We start from the raw sequence: 19,957 nt of genomic DNA on the forward strand, positions 1-19,957 counted from the left end.
CAAGCCGCTTGCGGCGCGGGCGCGCATCCTACTATCGAGCCGCCAGCGTGTACCCGAAATATTTCGGGCTCAAAGAGCCCAGCTTTTCGATCGCCCCGGACCCGCGCTATCTGTTCCTGAGCGACCAGCATCGGGAGGCGCTCGCACATCTGCTCTATGGCGCCAACGAGAGCGGCGGCTTCGTGCTCCTGACCGGCGAGGTCGGCACCGGCAAGACCACGGTCTGTCGTGCCTTCCTGGAACAGTTGCCCGAGGGCGTCGACGTGGCGCTCGTCCTCAATCCGGTCCAGTCGCCCAACGAACTCCTGACCAACATCTGCGAGGAGTTCCGCATCGAGCTGCCGCGCGGCAAGCGCTCCAACAAGGTTCTGATCGACGCGCTCAACGGCTTTCTGTTGCACGCCTATGCCAATGGCCGCCGGCCGTTGCTGATCATCGACGAAGCGCAGAATCTGCCGCGTCAGGCGCTCGAACAGGTCCGGCTGCTGACCAATCTGGAGACCACCAAGCACAAGCTGCTGCAAATCTTCCTGATCGGGCAGCCCGAACTGCGTCGCCTGCTGGAGACCCAGGCACTGCGTCAGCTCGATCAGCGCATCACCGCGCGCTTCCATCTCACGCCGCTCGATCTGGAGGAGACCGGCGACTACATCCGTCATCGTCTGGCCGTGGCCGGGGTCGACCGTCCGTTGTTCACGGCACGCGCCATCCGGCGTATCCACGAATATTCGGGCGGCATCCCACGGGTGATCAACATCCTCTGCGACCGCGCGCTGCTCGGCGCCTGTGTGACCCGTGGCTCACAGGTCGATCCGGGGATCGTCGCCAAGGCCGCGCGCGAGGTGCGGGGCGAGGCGTTCGACGATCCGCCGCCGCGCTCACCCCGACGGCTGGTGCTGATCGCCCTGGTTTCGTTCCTGCTGGCGACCCTGGTCGGCTTGCTGGCGCAGACGCTATTGACGTCCGAGCGGCGCGCGCTCCTGGCCGGCTGGTGGTCGGGCGAGACCTCGTTCATGGCACTCGTCGGCTCCGTGGTTCCGAGCGCGTCCGCTCCGGCGTTGGATGAGGCGGCGACCGGCGTGGACGATCCGGCCCAGGTCGAGGCGCTGCCGGAGCCGGGCGCGCGTCTGGCGGACGAGCCTGTTTCGGCGTCGCCGGTCGCGGCTCCCGAGGCGCCAGCGGTTCCGGATAGTCAGACGGAGACACCCGCTGCGCCGAAGGCATCCGCCCGTGCGGCCCCGGTATCGATCGCGTCGCTGGCGCTGTCCGAGTCCGAGGCCATGCGCGTGCTGTTGCGCCGCTGGGGTCTGGATCTCCGAACGATCGGCGCGGGCGACCCCTGCACGCACATCCGCCCGTTCGGACTGGGGTGCGAGTCCGAGCAGGGACGCCTGAGTCATGTACGCTTCTTCAATCTGCCGGCCCTGCTGCGTCTGGCCGATCGGGACGGCGCGCCGCGCTATCTGGTGCTCGGCGAGCTGGGGGCCGACGTGGCCACGCTCGATCGGCCCGACGGACGGGCGCGTGTGCCTGTGGGCGAGCTGGAATCGGCCTGGAGCGGCGACTACCGTCTGGTCTGGCAGTTGCCGCCGGGCGGCTCGACCCTGCTCCGACAGGGCGCGGTCGGTGAGGAAGTCCGCTGGCTGCGCGACCTGTTGTCGCGGGTGCCTGGGCTGGCCATGCTGCCCGGCCCGGCCGACCGCTTCGACGTGACGCTGGAGAGTGCGCTACGCGCCTTTCAGGCGTCCAAGGGTCTGACGGCCGACGGTATCGCCGGCCCGCGGACCTTCATGGCGCTCTATCAGAGCATCGGCCTGGACGGGATTCCGCGCCTCGATGAAAACTTGGCGACCACGGTCTCCATGGAGGTCGCGCCATGAGCTATATCCTTGAAGCCCTCAAGAAATCCCAGCAGGAGCGCGAACTCGGTCAGGTGCCCACCCTGGACGCGACCGGGCTGTTCGTCGAGGACCGGGAGCCGGTCGAGACCCATCATTGGGCGCTGTTCGCGGTCGGCTTGGCGGCGCTGGCAGTGGTGATCGCGCTCTATGCCGCGTTCCGGGGGACGCAACCCGGTCCGGTCGTGCCGATGACGACCCTGGAGACGCCCGGTGTCGAGCCGGCGCCCGTCTTCCATCATCCGGCCGTACCTCAGGCGCTCGAACCCGGTCCCGTCGCGGCCGACACGGCGGTCAGGCCGCTGGTCGAGCCGCCGCCGCCCAAGTCGCCGCAGCCACGTCCGATCCCGTCCGAGTCGAGTCGGGTCGGGCGCGCCGCCCCGCCGAGTCGACCGGTCGATCCGGATGTCGATTCCGACTGGGAGCGCGACCTGTTGCGCCAGTTGGAGGCCGAGCAGGCGGCGATGAATGCTGCGCGCGAAATCCTGATGGAACCGCCGCGGACGGGGCCGGTGCCGGATGATCTGGTCCAGGACATCGAGACCTTCAAGCAGCAGTTGCGGCGCGAGCAGGGGATGCCGCCGCCGGCCTCCCGGCGCGCGCCGGTCGAGATCCGGGGTGATCCGACCCGATTGAAGCTGACGCCCCAGCAGCAGGCGGCCCTGCCCGGCTATCTGATGACCGTGCATGTCTACGACCCGGATGTCGCCAAGCGCTTCGTCGTCATCAATGCGTTACGCTATCGCGAGGGCGAGGAGACGCGCGAGGGTCTGCGCGTGGAGCGGATTCTCCAGGAAGGGGCCGTGCTCAGTTATCTCGGCAATCCCTTTTACGTACCCCGTTGATCGCTGCGTTCCCTTGAGCCGCCCCGCGTCCGAGCGATGGGGCCACCGTGTCAACCTTCCAGTTTCCAGTCGAGTGCTTCGATGACCGAGCCAATGCCCCGCGATTCAGACGTTCTGCAACGCCATCTGCGCGATATCCGCGAGCTGCTCTCGCGTCAGCGTCTGGTCGAGGATCTGATGCATCGACAGCACAGTTCGCATCAGGATCTGGTCGATTCCATCACCCATCGTCAGACGATCGGCTGGCTCAAGCGCAAGCTCGACCGGCTTCATCCGGCCGACATCGCCTACATTCTGGAGGCCCTGCCGCGCGATCAGCGGCAACTGGTGTGGGATCTGGTGCGTTCGGACAAGGACGGCGAGATCCTGCTCGAGGTCTCGGATGCGGTGCGTCCGTCGCTGATCGAGACCATGGACAGTGCGGAGATCCGCGCGGCGGCCGAGTCGCTCGACGCCGACGAGCTGGCGGATCTGGCGCTCGACCTGCCGCCCGAAGTCATGGAGGACGTGCTCGAAGCGCTCGATCACGAGGAGCGCGAGCATGTGCGCGCGGCCATGTCCTATCCGGAGGACACGGTCGGGGCGCTGATGGACTTCGACATGGTCACGGTGCGCGAGGATGTGACCCTGGAGGTGGTGCTGCGCTATCTGCGCCGGTTCGATGAGCTGCCGGATCACACCGACAAGCTCATCGTCGTCGATCGCGAGGAGCGTCTGCGCGGCGTCCTGACTCTGGAGTCGCTGCTCATCAACGAGCCCGAGCGGCTGGTGTCCGAGGTGATGAAGTCCAAGTCGGTCGTGACCTTCGCGCCCGAGGACGATGCCGACGAGGCCGCCGCCGCCTTCGAGCGCTACGATCTGATCTCGGTGCCTGTGATCGATGCCGAGCGGCGTGTCATCGGCCGGGTGACGGTGGCCGATATGGTCGACCGGATTCGTGAGGAGTCGGAGGCCGAGATCCTCAGTCATGCCGGTCTGCGCGAGGAGGAGGACATCTTTGCGCCTGTGATGCGTTCGGTGCGCAATCGTTGGGCCTGGCTGGCGATCAATCTGGTGACGGCGTTCGTGGCTTCGCGGGTGATCGATCTGTTCGAGGATTCGATCGCGCAGTTGGTGGCGCTGGCGGCGCTGATGCCGATCGTGGCGGGGATCGGGGGGAATGCGGGCAATCAGACGATTACGATGATCGTGCGCGCCATTGCGATAGGGCAGGTCGGGCCGTCGGCGGTGTGGCGTCTGTTGGGGAAGGAGGTCGGGGTGGCGCTGATCAATGGCGTGGTTTGGGGCGGTGTGATCGGTGGGGTGGTCTGGTGGCTCTATGGCAATCTGGAGTTGGGGCTGGTGATGATCGGGGCCATGACGCTCAATCTGTTGCTGGCGGCGACGGCCGGGGTCGTGATACCGCTGATTCGTCAGCGGCTGGGGCGCGATCCGGCGCTCGGCAGTTCGGTGATGATCACGGCGTTGACCGACTCGGGGGGGTTCTTCATCTTTCTGGGGTTGGCGACGCTGTTTTTGTTGTGAGTCGGGGGTGGGTCGGCCGGCGGTTTGGGGTGCAGATCTACGGGGGGAGCGGGTCGGGTGACGGCTGTCGGGGAACGCCGTGAATCCATCCATGGAGGCTTGACGACCGCATCCATGCGGTCGACACCCCCGACAGCCGCCACCCGACCCGCTCTGTCGGCGTCGTAGCGGCTGCTGGGGACTGTGAAGCTTAGTCAGATGATCTCAGCCTTTTCGATGACCACGTCGTCCATCGGCACATCCTGATGCCCGGCGCGGCTGCCGGTACGCACGCCCTTGATGGCCTCGACCGTTTCCATGCCATCGACCACGCGCCCGAAGACGCAGTAGCCCCAACCGTCCTGGCCGGGATAGTCGAGGAAGTCGTTGTTGGAGACGTTGATGAAGAACTGCGAGGTCGCCGAGTGCGGCTGCATGGTGCGCGCCATGGCGAGGGTGCCGGTCCGGTTCTTGAGTCCGTTCTTGGCCTCGTTCTCGATCGGGGCGCGGGTGGGCTTCTGGCTGAAGTCGGGATTCATGCCGCCGCCCTGGATCATGAAACCGTCGATGACGCGGTGGAAGAGGGTGCCGTCGTAGTGACCGTCACGGACGTACTGCTCGAAGTTGGCGCAGGTCTTGGGGGCCTTCTCGGCGTCGAGTTCGATCAGGATTTCGCCGTGGTTGGTGGTCAGTTTGATCATTCGGTGATTGCTCCGAGTGGGGGTGGATGACGGCTCGGGTCGAGCGCGCCCTTGGTTGGGTGTCCGCGCATGTTAAGGAGTTTGGCGCGAGCCGGAAAGGTGCGAAGGCTAAACCGCCTGGATCACCCGAGTCGGCAGTGCGATCCGCGCCGCCTCGCTCAGCACGAACTCGCGAAAAGCGCCGGCGGCCGGCGAGAGCCGCTTGCCGCGCCGATAGACCAGATACCACTGACGCCGGTCCGGAAAGCCTTCGACGTCCAGCGTCACCAGCCGCCGCGTCTCCAGCTCCAGTTCGATGGTGTGCAGCGAGACCACGCTCAGCCCCAGCCCCGAACGCACCGCCTGCTTGACCGCCTCGTTGCGCGTCATCTGCATCCCGTGACGGATCTCCTGCCCGCGTTCGCTGAAGAAGCGCTCCATCGCCTGCCGGGTGCCCGAGCCTTCCTCGCGCATCACGAAGGTCTCTTCGGCCAGCCGCGCCAGCGGAATGCCGTGCTCGCCGGCCAGCGGATGATCCGGCGGGGCGATCACCACCAGCGGATTGTCCATGAAGGCTTCGGCCTCGACTTCGACGTTGCGCGGCGGCACGCCCATGAGTACCAGGTCGACCGAGTTGCTGTCGAGCATCTGCACCAGGCTTTCGCGATTGGTGACGTCGAGCCGCAGGCCGATCCCCGGATGACGCTGCTGGAAGATGGCCATCAGCCGTGGGGCGAAATAGTTGACCGTGCTGGCCACGGCGATGCACAGGGTACCCCGGCTGACGCCCTTGAGCGACTCCAGCACCTCTTCCATCTCGCGCAGTGACTGGCCGATGGCGCGGCTGTAATGGAACACCTCGCGTCCGGCTTCGGTGACGACGACCTGTTTGCCGAGCCGCTCGAACAGCGGCAGCCCGATCTCATCCTCCAGTTGGCGCACCTGCATCGAGACGGCCGGCTGACTCAGATGCAGCTCCTCGGCCGCGCGCGTGTAGCTGTTGTGGCGCGCGACGGCCTCGAAGACCCGCAGTTGGCGCAGTGAGACATGCATGGTGGCGGAAGGCTCGTCAGGCGATTTGGATAGACAAACGCAATGGAATCGATTGGCGCATAGATCATAAGCTATGCGTTATATCTAGCATAAGCAATATTGAGTAGTAATTATGTGGTTTCTTGCTAATAATCTCACCCGGGTTTCGACCAGAGCAGACAGTCGGGCGCAAGGCGCCGGTCGATCCGGACCTCATCACAGAACCTAATCCAGAGGACGATCCAGAATGGCTAAGACGTACAACGCGGGCGTGAAAGAGTACCGCGAGACCTATTGGATGCCGAACTACACCCCGAAGGACTCGGACATCCTGGCCTGTTTCAAGATCACCCCGCAGGCGGGCGTGCCGCGTGAAGAGGCCGCCGCCGCTGTGGCCGCCGAATCTTCGACCGGCACCTGGACCACGGTCTGGACCGACCTGCTGACCGACCTTGATTACTACAAGGGCCGCGCCTACGCCATCGAGGACGTGCCGGGCGACGACACCTGCTTCTATGCCTTCATCGCCTATCCGATCGATCTGTTCGAGGAAGGCTCGGTCGTCAACGTCTTCACCTCGCTGGTCGGCAACGTGTTCGGCTTCAAGGCCGTGCGCGCCCTGCGTCTGGAAGACGTCCGCTTCCCGCTCGCCTATGTCATGACCTGCAACGGCCCGCCGCACGGCATCCAGGTCGAGCGCGACATCATGAACAAATATGGTCGGCCGCTCTTGGGCTGCACCATCAAGCCCAAGCTGGGTCTGTCGGCCAAGAACTACGGGCGTGCGGTCTACGAGTGTCTGCGCGGCGGTCTTGACTTCACCAAGGACGACGAAAACGTCAACTCGCAGCCCTTCATGCGCTGGCGTCAGCGGTTCGACTTCGTCATGGAAGCCATCCACAAGGCCGAGCGCGAGACCGGCGAGCGCAAGGGTCACTATCTGAACGTGACCGCGCCGACCCCGGAAGAGATGTACAAGCGCGCCGAGTACGCCAAGGAGATCGGCGCCCCGATCATCATGCACGACTACATCACCGGCGGTTTCTGCGCCAACACGGGTCTGGCCCAGTGGTGCCGTGACAACGGCGTGCTGCTGCACATCCACCGCGCCATGCACGCGGTCATGGACCGCAACCCGCACCACGGCATCCACTTCCGCGTCCTGACCAAGATCCTGCGTCTGTCGGGCGGCGATCACCTGCACACCGGCACCGTGGTCGGCAAGCTGGAAGGCGACCGCGCCTCCACCCTGGGCTGGATCGACCTGCTGCGTGAGAAGTACATCAAGGAAGACCGTTCGCGCGGTATCTTCTTCGACCAGGATTGGGGCTCCATGCCCGGTGCCTTCGCCGTCGCCTCCGGCGGTATCCATGTCTGGCACATGCCGGCGCTCGTGACCATCTTCGGTGACGACTCGGTGCTCCAGTTCGGCGGCGGCACCCTGGGTCATCCCTGGGGCAACGCGGCCGGCGCCTGCGCCAACCGTGTCGCGCTGGAAGCCTGCGTCGAGGCTCGCAACCAGGGCATCGCCATCGAGAAGGAAGGCAAGGACGTGCTCACCAAGGCCGCTGCGTCCAGTCCGGAACTCAAGATCGCCATGGAGACCTGGAAGGAGATCAAGTTCGAGTTCGACACCGTCGACAAGCTGGATGTCGCCCATAAATGATTGATTTTATAGGCGCGGATTGAAACGACAAGCTGGATATGGCACACCAATAATCTTGGTAATGCAGGAACCGCATCGACCATCATCGATGCGGTTCCCCTCCACGCCGATCCGACACCATCCAACCATCGAACTACGAACAAACCAGATTTCGGAGCATCACACCCATGAGCGAAATGCAGGATTACAGTTCCAGCCTCGAAGACGTCAACAGCCGCAAGTTCGAGACCTTCTCCTACCTGCCGGCGATGGATGCCGACCGCATCCGCAAGCAGGTCGAGTACATCGTCGGCAAGGGCTGGAATCCGGCCATCGAGCACACCGAGCCGGAAAATGCCTTCGACCACTACTGGTACATGTGGAAGCTGCCGATGTTCGGTGAGACCAACGTCGACGCCATCCTCAAGGAAGCCGAGGCCTGCCACAAGGCGCACCCCAACAACCACGTGCGCCTGATCGGCTACGACAACTACGCCCAGTCCAAGGGCGCCGAGATGGTGGTCTATCGCGGCAAGCCGGTCTGATCGACCGAGCTGTAGGGTACGCATGGCGTACCCTCTGCACCGCCGGCGGCTTTACACACGAGCCCCTGCTTCCTCATCGAAGGGGCAGGGGCTTCGTTTTGTCCGGGCTTTGCGTCAAACCATCGACCCTGAAGGGGATCGCTTCCATGTCAGACATCGACAGTACTCAATATCTGATTGACCAGGAACCCTACTACCGCCCCGTGAGCAACGAGGTGGCGCTCTACGAAGCGGCCTATGCCGCGCGCATGCCGGTCATGCTCAAGGGACCGACCGGCTGCGGCAAGACGCGCTTCGTCGAATACATGGCCTGGAAACTCGGCAAGCCGCTGATCACCGTGGCCTGTAACGAGGACATGACCGCCTCGGATCTGGTCGGACGCTTCCTGCTCGACATCAACGGCACCAAGTGGCAGGACGGCCCGCTGACGGTCGCCGCGCGCATCGGTGCCATCTGCTATCTCGACGAAGTGGTCGAGGCCCGCCAGGACACCACGGTCGTCATCCATCCGCTCACCGACCATCGGCGCAACCTGCCGCTCGAAAAGAAGGGCGAACTGGTCACGGCCCATCCCGATTTCCAGATCGTCATCTCCTACAACCCCAACTATCAGAGCCTGATGAAGGATCTGAAGCAGTCGACCAAGCAGCGTTTCGGCGCGCTCGACTTCGACTATCCGACGGCCGAGATCGAGTCCGAGATCGTCGCCCACGAGGGTGGTGTGGACAAGGCGACCGCCGAGAAGCTGGTGCAGATCGCGCATCGCAGCCGCAACCTCAAGGGCCACGGACTCGATGAGGGCATGTCGACCCGTCTGCTGGTCTATGCCGCGCAGCTCATCGGCAAGGGCGTCGAGCCGCAGGCGGCAGCCCAGATGGCGCTGGTGCGTCCGCTCACCGACGATCCCGACATGCGCGACACCCTGGACGCGGCGGTCAACACCTATTTCTGACGGCGGCTGGACGTTGCCGGCTGGGGGCTCCTACAGATGACGATCGACTTCAGCGAATACCTCGCCTGCCTCAAGGCCGATCCAGCGCACGAGCACGCCCAGGCGCTGGAATCGAGCTATCACGAGGCCGCGCGGGTGATGTCCCCTCGGGGACTCGAACACTATCTGACCGGCATCCGCGCCCTGTGCGGCCTCAACAAGGGGTCGGATCTGGTGCTGACCTATGTCCAGGAGATGCCGGGCGTGGCCAAGGAGGTCGGCGAGGACATCATCCCGGATATCGTCAGTTTCTTGATGAAGATGGCCTCGCACACCTCCGGTACCGTCATCATGCTGATGATGGCGACCATGCCGCTGGCGGCCAGCCGGCTCGGTGACATCGAGGTGATGCGCGGCTATCTCAATCTGCTCCATCAGCTCGCCGGTAAGGCTCCACGGGGCTTGAGACCCATGATGGAGAATATGGACGAGCTGCTCTCCAAGCTCACGCTCGGCGGACTGCGGCGCTGGGCGCTGTGGGGGGCGCAGGCCCATGCGCGCGACCTGGACGGTCAACTGGCCTATTTCGGACTCCAGACCGAGTCCTCGCGCTCGGTGTTGCAGAAGGAGCGGCGCGGCACGCTCTTCGTCGACAACCAGCGCAAGCTCAATTTCTATCTGCGCGCGCTCTGGGCGCGGGCTTTCTTCATGCGTCCGACCTCGGGCGATTATGAATCGCGTGTGGGACTCAAGCCTTTCATCGAAGACTTCCAGATCCATCTGCCCGACGCCTTCGACGCCTGGCGCGGGATCTCGGGGGTGGAACTCTATCGCGCGGCGGCGGCGCACTGCGCCGCGCACATGGTCTATACCACGGCACCCATCAGCGCCGAGCAGATCAATCCGGCGCAGCGCGTGCTCATCGGGCTGTTCGAGGACGCGCGTATCGAGTCGCTGGCGATCCGCGATTTTCCTGGGCTGAAAAAGCTTTGGCTCCAGTTCTTCACCGCGCCCGCCGGGGCCGATGAGCCGGGCGCGCGTCATCCGCTACTGGATCTGATGATGCGGCTGGCGCGGGCGCTGTTGGATGCCGACTATCGCGATGCCGAGGCGCTCGTCAATGAGTCGGCGGACGCCTTCCGCGCGGCTTTCGCCGCCACGCCCGAGGACAACCGGATCAGTTGGATCGCCGGGGTCGAGTTCTACAACCGCGCGGTCCAGATCTGCGCCGTCCCCAGTCTGCGCATCCTGGAAGACTGGCCGATCCCCTATCGCGACGACAACGACTACGTCTGGGACTTCGACGAGAACCTGTTCATGACGCGCGGCGTGGACTATCTGCCCGCCAGCCGGCAGCAGGTGCGGCGCAACGTCAATGTCATGGAGATGGTCAACGAGGTCGACTGCGAGCTGGCCGGCGACGACGCGCAGGAGATCTGGACCCTGTCGACGCCCTTCTGGCTCGATCAGGAGGGTTGCACCATCAATGAGCTGGAAGGCAAGGAGCCGGTCTCCGAGCCCTATCACTATCAGGAATGGGACTATCGGGTGCAGCTCCATCGCCCGGACTGGGCGACCGTGATCGAGCGTCGTCAGGGTCGCGGCGATCCCGAGACCATGGATGCCATCCTGACCAAGCACAAGCCGGTCGCCAGCCGTATCCGCCATCTGATCGACGCACTCCAGCCGCAGGGCATCGTGCGCCGGCGCGGCTACGAGGAAGGCGAGGAGCTGGATCTGAACGCCGCCGTGCGCGCCATGATCGACATCCGGCGCGGGGTCATGCCCGATCCGCGCATCAACATCCGCATCACGCGCCATGTGCGCGATCTGGCCATCCTGGTGCTGATGGATCTGTCGCAGTCGACCAACGAGAAGGTCGGGGTCAAGGAAGGCGAGCCGGGCTATGACGAGGCGCCGAGCATCCTGGATCTGACGCGCGAATCGACCGGGCTGCTGGCCTGGGCCATCGATTCCATTGGGGACAGTTTTGCCGTGCATGGCTTTGCCTCCGATGGCCGCCACGATGTCCAGTACTACCGCTTCAAGGACTTCGATCAGCCCTATGGCGACGAGGCCAAGTCGCGGCTCGCGGGCATGAAGGGCGGTCTCTCGACCCGCATGGGCGCGGCCCTGCGTCATGCCGGCCGGCATCTGAGCCAGCAGCCGGCACGGAAACGGCTGGTGCTGCTGATCACCGACGGCGAGCCGGCCGACATCGACGAGCGCGACCCGCAGTATCTGCGCCACGATGCCAAGAAGGCGGTCGAGGATCTGCGCATGAAGGGCATCCACACCTACTGTCTGACCCTCGACCCCGAGGCCGACCGCTATGTGGCGCGCATCTTCGGCGAGAACGCCTATTCGGTCGTCGATCAGGTCGAGCGGCTGCCTGAGCGGCTGCCGGCGGTGTTCGCGGCGCTGACGGGCTGATCGACGGTTACAGACGATCGCATCGGCGTTGCCACGAAGGCGCTTCCCCACTCTCTCACTCTCTGCTTTTCCTTGCGTTCTATGAGTTTTTGCGGTTCAAATTGACGATTGTCAATTCATGGCTGCGGCGCGAACGCGGGGTTGGTGGAGAGCATGGGATTCGGGTTGATGAGTATCGCCATCGGTGCCGTCTCGGCATTGAGTGGTTTGGGACTCGTAGCGCTGATCGATGAGCTGTCGATTCCGGCCTTGGCCGGGAGCGCTGTCCTGTGGGTCTTTGTCGTGGTGTTGAACTGGCTCATTCTGAACGCCACGGTCGGTCGCCCCCTGGCCGCCCTGGATGCGACCCTGCAGGCCATGTACAGGGACGGCGATCTGTCGCGGCGCGTGTCCGTGCGCATCGGACCGACCCGGAGCTGTATCGAGCACTTCAATGCCCTGATCGAAAGCTTTCAGGGCATCATCGGCAAAGTCATCTTCGACGCCGAGCGCCTCGCCAATACCGCCGATGTCCTCGCTGAGCACGCCCGCGCCGTGGCCGACGGCTCCAGTGCCCAGCGTCAGGCCTCGCTCAGTCTGGTCCAGATCATCGAACAGATGACCGCCGGCGTGGGCGCGGTCGCGGATCATGCCCATCTGACGGCCGAGAACGCCCAGGATGCGCGCCGGCTCTCGCAGCAGGGGACACGCGCCGTCGCGGACGCCTCCGACGAGATCGAACGCATCGCCCTGTCGGTCGAGGAGTCCTCGAGGGTGATCGCGGCGCTCGGGGATCGCTCGCAGGCGATCGGCGGCATCGTGCAGGTCATCCGCGAGATCGCCGATCAGACCAATCTGCTGGCGCTCAACGCGGCCATCGAGGCCGCGCGTGCCGGCGAGCAGGGACGGGGCTTCGCGGTGGTGGCCGATGAGGTGCGCAACCTCGCCGTGCGCACCGCGCGCGCGACCAGCGAGATCGGCGCCATGATCGCGGCCATCCAGGACGAGACGCGCGCGGCCATCGGCTCCATCGGACGGGGCGCCGATCAAGCCCATGCCGGCGCCGAACTCGCGCGTCAGGCGGCCGATTCACTCGATCGCATCAACCAGGGCGCCCAGCAGACCATGGAGCGCATCGACGAGATCGCCTCGGCGATCGCCGATCAGAGCCGGGAGGCCGATCGCGTGGTGGATCACGTCCGCGACATCATGTCCATGGTCGATCGCAACACCGCCGGCGCCGCCCAGACGCTCCAGGAGGCCCAAGAGCTGGAGAGTCTGGCCGTCAATCTGCATGAGATCAGCAAAGTCTTCCAGCTCGGTGAGACCGGCCGGCGCGCCATCGAGTGCCACCAGCGCATGCCGGCGGTCGTCCAGCGCGCCGCCGCCGAGATCGGGCGTCAGCTGGAGCAGGCGCTGGCGGCCGGTGAGATCGGCGAGGAGGCGCTCTTTTCGCCGAGCTACAGGCCCATCCCCAACACCAACCCCAAGAAGTACAACACGGGCTTCGACAGCCTGACCGACCGGCTCTTCCCGCGCATCCAGGAGCCCATCCTGACCGATCACCCCGAGATCTTCTATGCCGTCGGCTGTGACCGCAACGGCTATGTGCCCACGCACAATCAGCGTTTCTCGCAGCCCCTGACCGGCGATGAGGCCGTGGATCTGGCTCACAACCGGACCAAGCGGATTTTCGACGATCCGGTCGGCAAGCAATGCGGGGCGCATGAGCTGCCGTTCCTGATCCAGACCTATCGGCGCGACACCGGCGAGATCATGCACGACATCTCGGCGCCCGTGCGGGTGCGCGGGCGTCATTGGGGTGGTTTCCGGATCGGTTATCGGGCTTGACCGACATCACAGACCAGCGGCGAGGCATTCGGATTCGCTCGAATCTGTGATGTCCGTCGCGTTGAAGAGTGCCCCACTGAACTAAGCTGAAGGCGAAAGGAGAACGAACGACGGGGACGGACTCCCGACCCCCTTCGGCGATTGAACCCCGACCGGGTCGAGACCACATCCGCTCCCCAAGCCGCGCCAGTCCAGGTCGACGACGGAACATCCCGGCCAGCGCATCCGCCAACAAGGGAGCAGGGACATGACATACGTCTATCAGTGGTTCGGAGCGGTCAATGGGTGCGCTTTCCTGTACGGATGCATGTTGGGAATGGCCGCGCAGGCCGCCAGTCATCCGGGGTATCAGTGGCATGAGACCAAAGCACCGGTGTCGGAGTCGGCGCCTCATCAGCGGCTGGAGCCGGTGCCGGTCCCCAATCGATCCTGAGCACGCTCGGCCGACCGGGCCAAGGGGAACTCCAGCCGAAACTCGGCCCCAGGCTCGGCGGATATGACCTCCACCCGCCCGCCCATGGCGCGGGTGAGTCGCTCGACCAGCGCCAGTCCGATGCCCGTTCCGGGGATCGCCTGGCGCTTGGCCACAGATCACCACGCTGGAAGATCCGTCGGCGCTGATCGCGCGAATCCCCGGCCCGAAGTCACGCACACTCACCCGCAGACGTCCGTTGCCCAGCGTCTCGCCGCTGAGAGACGGATCACGCGCGTCTCGGCCCCGGCGGCGAACTTGAGGGCGTTGTCGACCAGATTGATGAGGATCTGCACGAAGGCGTCCGGGTCGACCAGCAGCTCGTCCGCGCCGTCTTCGCCGCTCAGTTCCAGTCGGAAACCGGCGCGCTCGACCTGACTCGCGACCCGCTCGACCACCAGCGCCATCAATTCACCGATCGGCATGACGCGCGGCTCCAGCACCAGGGCATCGCGCCCGATGCGCGCCAGTTGCAGCACATTGGCGATGAGCCGCGACAGCCGCTCGCTCTCCTCGTGGATGAAGCGATAGTAGGTCGACTTGCGTTCCTCGCCGGCGAAACCGGCGCGCAACAACCGAACGCCTATCTGCAACCGCGCGACACGGCGGCGCGTGGGCGTCGGCTCAAGGACTCGGGCGCCGTCACCGCCGGCGCGGGGCGTCTGCTGCTGGTCGAGCGGTTGTGGCCGATTACGCATCGCGCGATGGCGGTCGGCTTCGACGAGCCGGTGCTGGGCAATACCTGGTGGGCGCTGCAAACGGCGCTGACCGCCGAGCAGGAGCAGGTGTTGCTGCTGTGGCTCAACAGCACGCCCGCCCTGCTGCTGTTGCTGTCACGCCGGGTATCGACCCGAAGCGCCTGGATGCAGGTCAAAAAACCGGCCTGGGCCGCGATGCCGGTGCTCGACGTGCGCGCCCTGCCGGCTGAAACCCTGGCGACCCTGGCCCGTGCCTATGAACGTCTGGCCGATGAACCGCTCGAAGCCCTGGCCAAGCTCCACGACGACCCGACCCGCGCCGCCATCGACACCGCTCTGGGGGGCGCGCTCGGCTGGCCGGAGGCGAAGGACAAGATCTGGTCGATCGCCGCGACTATGGCCGCCGCCCAGCCCGCACCCGAGATCCGCCTCGATCTGGTTGCCTATCGCGATCGCGATGACGACTATGTGACCCGCGTGGTCGATCTGACCAAGGATCTCGACGGCCTGCACGCCGAACTGATGCAGCTTCAGGCCTAGGGCGGCGGCGATGGTCCCGAGAGCGTCAATCAGGCGCTCCATGAGGCCCTGCACCGCATCGGCTGGAGCCGGGACCGGGCGTCTATCGCGTCATCTTCCTGGTCGGCGATGCCCCGGCGCACATGGACTATCCCAACGACGTGCCCTATCCCCAGACCCTGGCCGAGGCGCAGCGACGCGGGATACGTGTCAACGCCATCCAGTGCGGCACGCTGGCCGAGACGACCCGGGAATGGATGCGGATCGCGCAGCTCGGCAACGGCGGCTATTTCCAGGTCGAGCAGAGCGGCGGCGCGGTAGCCATCGCCACGCCCTATGACGAGTCCCTGGCCAAGCTCTCGGCCGAACTCGACGAGACGCGGATCTATTACGGTCGCGCCGAGGAACGCGCGAAGGCGGAATCCTCGCTCGATCACAAGATCTTCAGCGCCGTGCGCGAACAGGCCGCCGAGAAGGGACTGAGCTACGACAAGGCCGCGCCCGTGTATTGAAGTCGAGCTAGCCATGGACGGTGTCCCATTCAATGGCTTACCGCCCGGACGGCCTCTTCACGGGTGTAGAACCGATCTTCGCGCACGAAGCCGGAGACGACCTCGGCGACGACCGCCACCACATGACCGGCCTCGTCGCGCGCCCGCACCCAGGACTCGGGCAGACCGTCGAGCACATGGATCGGCGCCGGAGTTCCGTCACTGAAGCGCGACAGCACGCATTCGCCGCTGCGCCGATTCAGATAACCGGGGCGGAAGCCGAGACCGGCATTGTTCCGGCTGACGCCAGGCGTATCGGCATAGAGCCGGTTTTCGTGACGCAGCGTCATGTCGGTCAGGACACCGCGCATCCGCCGTTCGCGCTCCTGGCGCTCTTGGCCGGCGACCTGTCGTTGGAGGCGTTCGTCGTAGTCGTTCATGGCTCACCTCGTTTTACGAGGACTGTACTCTGTGCAAATCAATAAGCATCGCGCGTGCCGGCCTGGCGGTTTCGGTCGGCGTCGACTCCAGGCTCGGGGCCGAATCCGGCTCCTTCGGCGCGATCTCGTATCAGGTTATCGGCAGATCCGGGCGTTCCAAGACCCGTCGCAGGACGAAACTGGAATGCACGCCCGCCACGCCTTCCAGACGTGTGATCTTGTTCAACAAAAAATCCTGATAGGCGTCCATGTCGCGCGCCACGACCTTGAGCTGATAGTCGGCTTCCCGTCCCGTGATGAGCAGGCATTCGAGCACTTCCGGCATATCCTTGACGGCGGCGTCGAAGCGTTCGAAGCGCTCCGGCGTGTGGCGGTCCATGGAGATGCTCAGGATCACCATGAGACTCAGGTCGAGTTTCTTCGCATCGAGTTCGGCGTGATAGCCGGTGATGAATCCGGCTTCTTCCAGTGCACGCACGCGCCTCAGACAGGGCGAGGGCGAGAGTCCGATCCGCTCGGCCAGATCCTGATTGCTGAGGCGTCCGTCGCGTTGCAGTTCGACGAGGATCTGGCGGTCGTAGCGGTCGAGTTTCATGTGCATGTCTCGATGACGGCGTGCGGGCTGTCAGGGTTTGACAGAAGGGTGTCAGGATTTATCAGGGTAAAGCATTTTGACAGGATATTGCGCAAAAAGCCTATTTTGTCGCCGTCTTCGCAATCGGATGCCGGTTGGTTTGAGATAGTCTAATCACCTTCGACTCACCGGTCGACATCCCGGCAGAGGCTCACGAGGCCCGCGCCGACCGGCTCGGTCCGACCCGGACTAGGAGCCAAGCGCCCGATCCGCAACCCGGAGACCGGCCAAGACCCGATTCGATACGACACCGACCGCACAGGAGACGATCCCATGAGCCGCTTCGACCACCGACGTTACCGCCCCGGCCCGGTGGTGAACCTGCCCAACCGCCAGTGGCCCAATCGAACCGTCCGCGAAGCCCCGATCTGGGCCAGCGTCGATCTGCGCGACGGCAATCAGGCGCTGCACGAACCGATGAACGTCGAGCAGAAGCGGCGTCTCTGGGATCTGCTGGTGCGGCTCGGATTCAAGGAGATCGAGGTCGGTTTTCCCGCCGCCAGCCGGCCCGATTACGACTTCGTGCGCTGGTTGATCGAAGAGGACCGCATCCCCGAGGACGTGACCATCCAGGTCTTGGTCCAGGCGCGCGAGGATCTGATCCGCCGCACCTATGAGGCGCTCGTCGGCGTGCGCCGGGCGATCGTCCATGTCTACAACTCGACCTCGCCCGTACAGCGCGACTGGGTGTTCGGCCAGGACCGCGAGGGTGTGAAGGCCATCGCGCGCCGGGGCGCCGAATGGGTGGCGCAGGGCGCGCGCGACCGGCCCGAGACACGCTGGACCTTCCAGTACTCGCCCGAGAGCTACACCGCGACCGAGCCGGACTATGCCATCGAGGTCTGCGAGGCGGTGCTCGACGTCTGGCAGCCGACGCCCGAGCGGCCCTGCATCATCAATCTGCCGGCCACGGTCGAGGTGTCGAGTCCGAACGTCTTCGCCGATCAGGTCGAGCACTTCGCGACCCAAATCAGTCGGCGCGACTCGATCCTGCTCTCGGTGCACACCCACAACGACCGCGGCGGGGCGGTGGCGGCGGCCGAGCTGGCATTGCCGGCCGGCGCCGATCGGGTCGAGGGCACCTTGCTCGGCAACGGCGAGCGCACCGGTAACGCCGATCTCCTGACGTTGGCGATGAACCTCTACAGCCAGGGCATCGACCCGAAGCTGGATCTCAGCCGCCCGGACGAGATCGTCGCCGTCTGCACCGAATGCACCGGCCTGCCGGTCCATCCGCGTCATCCCTGGGTCGGCGAGCTGGTCTATATGGCCTATTCGGGCAGTCATCAGGACGCCATCCGCAAGTGTCTGGCCCGCCAGACGCCGGATGCGCCCTGGAACGTGGCCTATCTGCCGATCGATCCGGCCGACCTGGGACGCAACTATCAGGCGGTGATCCGCGTCAACAGCCAGTCGGGCAAGGGCGGCGTGGCCTTCGTGCTGGAGCAGGAGTTCGGCCTGAGTCTGCCGCGCTGGTTGCAGGTCGAGCTGGCCGCCCTGGTCCAGCGTGAGAGCGAGACCCGTGGTGGGGTGTTGGACGCGGCGCAGATCCGCGCCATCTTCGAGCGGCACTTCATCGTCGATCAGGCTCCGCACCGTCTGCTCGGCTATCGGCTCGACCGCAACGGGCACGACGTCATCGAGGCGCGGATCGGCGCCCCGGACGGTGAACGGATGCTGCATGGCGAAGGGCGGGGCGCGATGGCCGCCTTCGTGGATGCCTGGACGCGCTGGAGCGGTCGGAACGTCTCGGTGCTGGACTATCAGGAACACGCCATCGGCGAGGGCACGGATGCCGAGGCGGCCGCCTATGTCCGGGTCGAGGTGGACGGACAGGCCATCAGCGGCGCGGCCATCGACCGCGACACGGTGGCCGCCTCGCTACGGGCCTTGCTCTCGGCGCTGAATCGTCGTTAAAGTGCGATCCTTCAACCGGACCGAGGCCACGGACTGCCGCGATCGGCGGTTCCGTGGCGTCGGCGTCATCCCGCCGGAATGAGCCGGACGCGCACACCGAGGGCTTGCACGGCGCGGCTTGGCGGATTTCCTCCCTCTCGCTTCAGACGCGCCTTCGCATGATCAAGAAAATCGGTATCGACGACCTGCGGGTCGGCATGTATATCCATGACCTCAACTGCGGCTGGCTGGATCACAGCTTTCTGCGCAGTCGGTTCCAGATCAAGTCCGACTCCAACATCGAGCGTATCCGGCGTCTGGGTATCCACGAACTCTATATCGACACCGACAGGGGCGCCGACCTCCCCGAGGCGCCCACCGAGGGCGAGGTCGTCGAACAACTCGAACAGGAACTGGTCGAGGTCGGCGAGCAGGAGCACGTCCTGCCGCAGCCGGTCTCGCTCGCCGAGGAACGGGTGCAGGCCCGGCGCATCCACAACGAAGCGCTCCGGCTCATCGGCGGACTCATGCGCGATGCCCGGCTCGGGCGCCCGATCACGCTGGAACAGGTGCGCAACACCATCGGCGAGATGGTCGGCTCGATCTTCCGCAATCAGAATGCGCTCATGGCTCTGGCGCGCATCCGCCACACCGACCGCTACACCTTCGAGCACTCGGTCAACGTCTCGGTACTCATGGTCTCGTTCGCGCGCGAACTGGGGCTGGAGCCCGCCGTAATCGAAGAAATCGGCATCGGCGCCCTGCTGCACGACATCGGCAAGACCCAGGTGCCGGACGCGATCCTGAACAAACCCGGTCGGCTCTCGGACGAGGAGTTCGCGATCATGCGCGGTCATGCCGCGCACAGCCGCGACATCCTCGCCGCCATTCCAGGCTTCTCGCCGACGGCGCTCGCGGTCGCCGCCGAACATCACGAGCGCTATGACGCCACCGGCTATCCCGACGGCAAGGGCGGCGAGTCGATCTCGCTCTATGGCCGGATGGCGGCCATCGTCGACGTCTATGACGCCATCACCTCGGATCGCGTCTATCACAAGGGCATGGAGCCGCATCAGGCGCTGCGCAAACTGCTCGAATGGAGCCGCTTTCATTTCGATCCGGATCTGGTGCGCCAATTCATCCGCTGTGTCGGCATCTATCCGGTCGGCAGTCTGGTGCGGCTGGAGAGCAACCGGCTCGGCGTGGTGCTGGAGAACGGTCGCGAAGGACTCATGGAACCCATCGTGCGCGTGGTGATGGATGCGCGCTGGCGGCGCTTTCTGCCGGTCGAGGACGTGGATCTGTCGCGCAAGGTTCGGGGGAAGAAGGATCAGATCCTCGGCGCCGAGGCGCCCGAACAGTGGGGAATCGATTGCGAGGAGGTGCTGCGTCTGCCCTGCTGACGCACCGAGGCCCGCGCTTGGCGGGCCTCGGTGTCTGCTCGATCGTCGTGATCGCGGTTCT

The 19,957-nt window shown here is 65.2% G+C and carries 18 protein-coding genes; 12 read left to right on the top strand and 6 right to left on the bottom strand.

The genetic code is table 11. The annotated features are described in order from the left end of the window. Nucleotides 1-47: 47 nt before the first annotated feature. The 3 genes from Atep_RS04280 (at nucleotide 48) to mgtE (ending at nucleotide 4,267) form a co-directional block, all read left to right on the top strand. Entirely contained in the window at nucleotides 48-1,880 is a 1,833-nt protein-coding gene (locus Atep_RS04280; RefSeq protein ID WP_213380426.1) for an ExeA family protein, read from the top strand. Further along, on the top strand, nucleotides 1,877-2,743 hold the full coding sequence (locus Atep_RS04285; RefSeq protein ID WP_213380427.1) for a general secretion pathway protein GspB: 867 nt from the start codon (nucleotides 1,877-1,879) through the stop codon (nucleotides 2,741-2,743). Before Atep_RS04280 ends, Atep_RS04285 begins: the two co-directional genes overlap by 4 nt. An 81-nt stretch (nucleotides 2,744-2,824) precedes the next feature. Next, nucleotides 2,825-4,267, top strand: a complete 1,443-nt coding sequence (gene mgtE, locus Atep_RS04290) for a magnesium transporter (RefSeq protein ID WP_213380428.1) — start codon at nucleotides 2,825-2,827, stop codon at nucleotides 4,265-4,267. 194 nt (nucleotides 4,268-4,461) lie between these two features. Here the strand turns inward: mgtE and Atep_RS04295 are convergent, their stop codons facing one another. Beyond that, complete coding sequence (locus Atep_RS04295) at nucleotides 4,462-4,947, bottom strand: peptidylprolyl isomerase (RefSeq protein WP_213380429.1); 486 nt, start codon at nucleotides 4,945-4,947, stop codon at nucleotides 4,462-4,464. 108 nt (nucleotides 4,948-5,055) lie between these two features. Continuing rightward, a complete protein-coding gene (locus Atep_RS04300; RefSeq protein ID WP_213380430.1) occupies nucleotides 5,056-5,979 on the bottom strand; it encodes a LysR family transcriptional regulator in 924 nt (307 codons plus the stop codon). 226 nt (nucleotides 5,980-6,205) lie between these two features. On the opposite strand from Atep_RS04300, the gene Atep_RS04305 reads away from it, so the two are divergent. From Atep_RS04305 to Atep_RS04325, 5 genes are all read left to right on the top strand, one after another. Then, nucleotides 6,206-7,624 (top strand): form I ribulose bisphosphate carboxylase large subunit, encoded by a 1,419-nt coding sequence (locus tag Atep_RS04305; RefSeq protein WP_213380431.1) that lies wholly within the window; start codon nucleotides 6,206-6,208, stop codon nucleotides 7,622-7,624. 167 nt (nucleotides 7,625-7,791) lie between these two features. After that, a complete protein-coding gene (locus Atep_RS04310; protein ID WP_213380432.1) occupies nucleotides 7,792-8,148 on the top strand; it encodes a ribulose bisphosphate carboxylase small subunit in 357 nt (118 codons plus the stop codon). A gap of 146 nt (nucleotides 8,149-8,294) precedes the next feature. Next, nucleotides 8,295-9,101, top strand: a complete 807-nt coding sequence (locus tag Atep_RS04315; protein ID WP_213380433.1) for a CbbQ/NirQ/NorQ/GpvN family protein — start codon at nucleotides 8,295-8,297, stop codon at nucleotides 9,099-9,101. Nucleotides 9,102-9,137: 36 nt separating this feature from the next. Next, nucleotides 9,138-11,513, top strand: a complete 2,376-nt coding sequence (locus Atep_RS04320) for a nitric oxide reductase activation protein NorD (protein WP_213380434.1) — start codon at nucleotides 9,138-9,140, stop codon at nucleotides 11,511-11,513. 168 nt (nucleotides 11,514-11,681) lie between these two features. After that, a complete protein-coding gene (locus Atep_RS04325; RefSeq protein WP_213380435.1) occupies nucleotides 11,682-13,343 on the top strand; it encodes a methyl-accepting chemotaxis protein in 1,662 nt (553 codons plus the stop codon). A gap of 393 nt (nucleotides 13,344-13,736) precedes the next feature. Here Atep_RS04325 and Atep_RS04330 read toward each other — a convergent pair whose 3' ends face one another. After that, a complete protein-coding gene (locus tag Atep_RS04330) occupies nucleotides 13,737-13,931 on the bottom strand; it encodes an ATP-binding protein (protein WP_213380436.1) in 195 nt (64 codons plus the stop codon). A gap of 66 nt (nucleotides 13,932-13,997) precedes the next feature. Further along, entirely contained in the window at nucleotides 13,998-14,387 is a 390-nt protein-coding gene (locus Atep_RS04335; protein WP_213380437.1) for a sensor histidine kinase, read from the bottom strand. Between Atep_RS04335 and Atep_RS16480 the strand changes: the two genes are divergently transcribed. Together Atep_RS16480 and Atep_RS16485 are read left to right on the top strand one after the other, a co-directional pair. After that, nucleotides 14,331-15,053, top strand: coding sequence for a hypothetical protein (locus Atep_RS16480; protein WP_236786479.1), 723 nt, complete (start codon nucleotides 14,331-14,333; stop codon nucleotides 15,051-15,053). The genes Atep_RS04335 and Atep_RS16480 overlap by 57 nt on opposite strands. Nucleotides 15,054-15,175: 122 nt before the next feature. Beyond that, nucleotides 15,176-15,544 carry a vWA domain-containing protein gene (locus Atep_RS16485; RefSeq protein ID WP_236786481.1) on the top strand — a complete coding sequence of 123 codons (369 nt, stop codon included), beginning with the start codon at nucleotides 15,176-15,178 and terminating at the stop codon, nucleotides 15,542-15,544. A gap of 29 nt (nucleotides 15,545-15,573) precedes the next feature. Here Atep_RS16485 and Atep_RS04345 read toward each other — a convergent pair whose 3' ends face one another. Both Atep_RS04345 and Atep_RS04350 read right to left on the bottom strand, forming a co-directional pair. Beyond that, entirely contained in the window at nucleotides 15,574-15,963 is a 390-nt protein-coding gene (locus tag Atep_RS04345; protein WP_213380438.1) for a hypothetical protein, read from the bottom strand. 130 nt (nucleotides 15,964-16,093) lie between these two features. Beyond that, nucleotides 16,094-16,558 carry an Lrp/AsnC family transcriptional regulator gene (locus tag Atep_RS04350; protein WP_213380439.1) on the bottom strand — a complete coding sequence of 155 codons (465 nt, stop codon included), beginning with the start codon at nucleotides 16,556-16,558 and terminating at the stop codon, nucleotides 16,094-16,096. A gap of 312 nt (nucleotides 16,559-16,870) precedes the next feature. Between Atep_RS04350 and Atep_RS04355 the strand changes: the two genes are divergently transcribed. Together Atep_RS04355 and Atep_RS04360 are read left to right on the top strand one after the other, a co-directional pair. Continuing rightward, a complete protein-coding gene (locus tag Atep_RS04355) occupies nucleotides 16,871-18,514 on the top strand; it encodes a 2-isopropylmalate synthase (protein ID WP_213380440.1) in 1,644 nt (547 codons plus the stop codon). Nucleotides 18,515-18,672: 158 nt separating this feature from the next. Continuing rightward, a complete protein-coding gene (locus tag Atep_RS04360) occupies nucleotides 18,673-19,896 on the top strand; it encodes an HD-GYP domain-containing protein (RefSeq protein WP_213380441.1) in 1,224 nt (407 codons plus the stop codon). The last annotated feature ends 61 nt before the right edge of the window (nucleotides 19,897-19,957 follow it).

The sequence above is a fragment of the Allochromatium tepidum genome (assembly GCF_018409545.1).
In the GTDB taxonomy this organism is placed as follows: Bacteria; Pseudomonadota; Gammaproteobacteria; order Chromatiales; family Chromatiaceae; genus Thermochromatium; species Thermochromatium tepidum_A.

What these genes read in the sequence shown, in the direction of transcription:
- Atep_RS16485 (WP_236786481.1), top strand. Translation starts at nt 15,176, where the DNA reads ATGGACTATCCCAACGACGTGCCCTATCCCCAGACCCTGGCCGAGGCG.
- Atep_RS04325 (WP_213380435.1), top strand. Translation starts at nt 11,682, where the DNA reads ATGAGTATCGCCATCGGTGCCGTCTCGGCATTGAGTGGTTTGGGACTC.
- Atep_RS04295 (WP_213380429.1), bottom strand. Translation starts at nt 4,947, where the DNA reads ATGATCAAACTGACCACCAACCACGGCGAAATCCTGATCGAACTCGAC.
- Atep_RS04285 (WP_213380427.1), top strand. Translation starts at nt 1,877, where the DNA reads ATGAGCTATATCCTTGAAGCCCTCAAGAAATCCCAGCAGGAGCGCGAA.
- Atep_RS04350 (WP_213380439.1), bottom strand. Translation starts at nt 16,558, where the DNA reads ATGAAACTCGACCGCTACGACCGCCAGATCCTCGTCGAACTGCAACGC.
- Atep_RS04310 (WP_213380432.1), top strand. Translation starts at nt 7,792, where the DNA reads ATGAGCGAAATGCAGGATTACAGTTCCAGCCTCGAAGACGTCAACAGC.
- Atep_RS04360 (WP_213380441.1), top strand. Translation starts at nt 18,673, where the DNA reads ATGATCAAGAAAATCGGTATCGACGACCTGCGGGTCGGCATGTATATC.
- Atep_RS04320 (WP_213380434.1), top strand. Translation starts at nt 9,138, where the DNA reads ATGACGATCGACTTCAGCGAATACCTCGCCTGCCTCAAGGCCGATCCA.
- Atep_RS04345 (WP_213380438.1), bottom strand. Translation starts at nt 15,963, where the DNA reads ATGAACGACTACGACGAACGCCTCCAACGACAGGTCGCCGGCCAAGAG.
- Atep_RS04305 (WP_213380431.1), top strand. Translation starts at nt 6,206, where the DNA reads ATGGCTAAGACGTACAACGCGGGCGTGAAAGAGTACCGCGAGACCTAT.
- Atep_RS04355 (WP_213380440.1), top strand. Translation starts at nt 16,871, where the DNA reads ATGAGCCGCTTCGACCACCGACGTTACCGCCCCGGCCCGGTGGTGAAC.
- Atep_RS04300 (WP_213380430.1), bottom strand. Translation starts at nt 5,979, where the DNA reads ATGCATGTCTCACTGCGCCAACTGCGGGTCTTCGAGGCCGTCGCGCGC.
- Atep_RS04315 (WP_213380433.1), top strand. Translation starts at nt 8,295, where the DNA reads ATGTCAGACATCGACAGTACTCAATATCTGATTGACCAGGAACCCTAC.
- mgtE (WP_213380428.1), top strand. Translation starts at nt 2,825, where the DNA reads ATGACCGAGCCAATGCCCCGCGATTCAGACGTTCTGCAACGCCATCTG.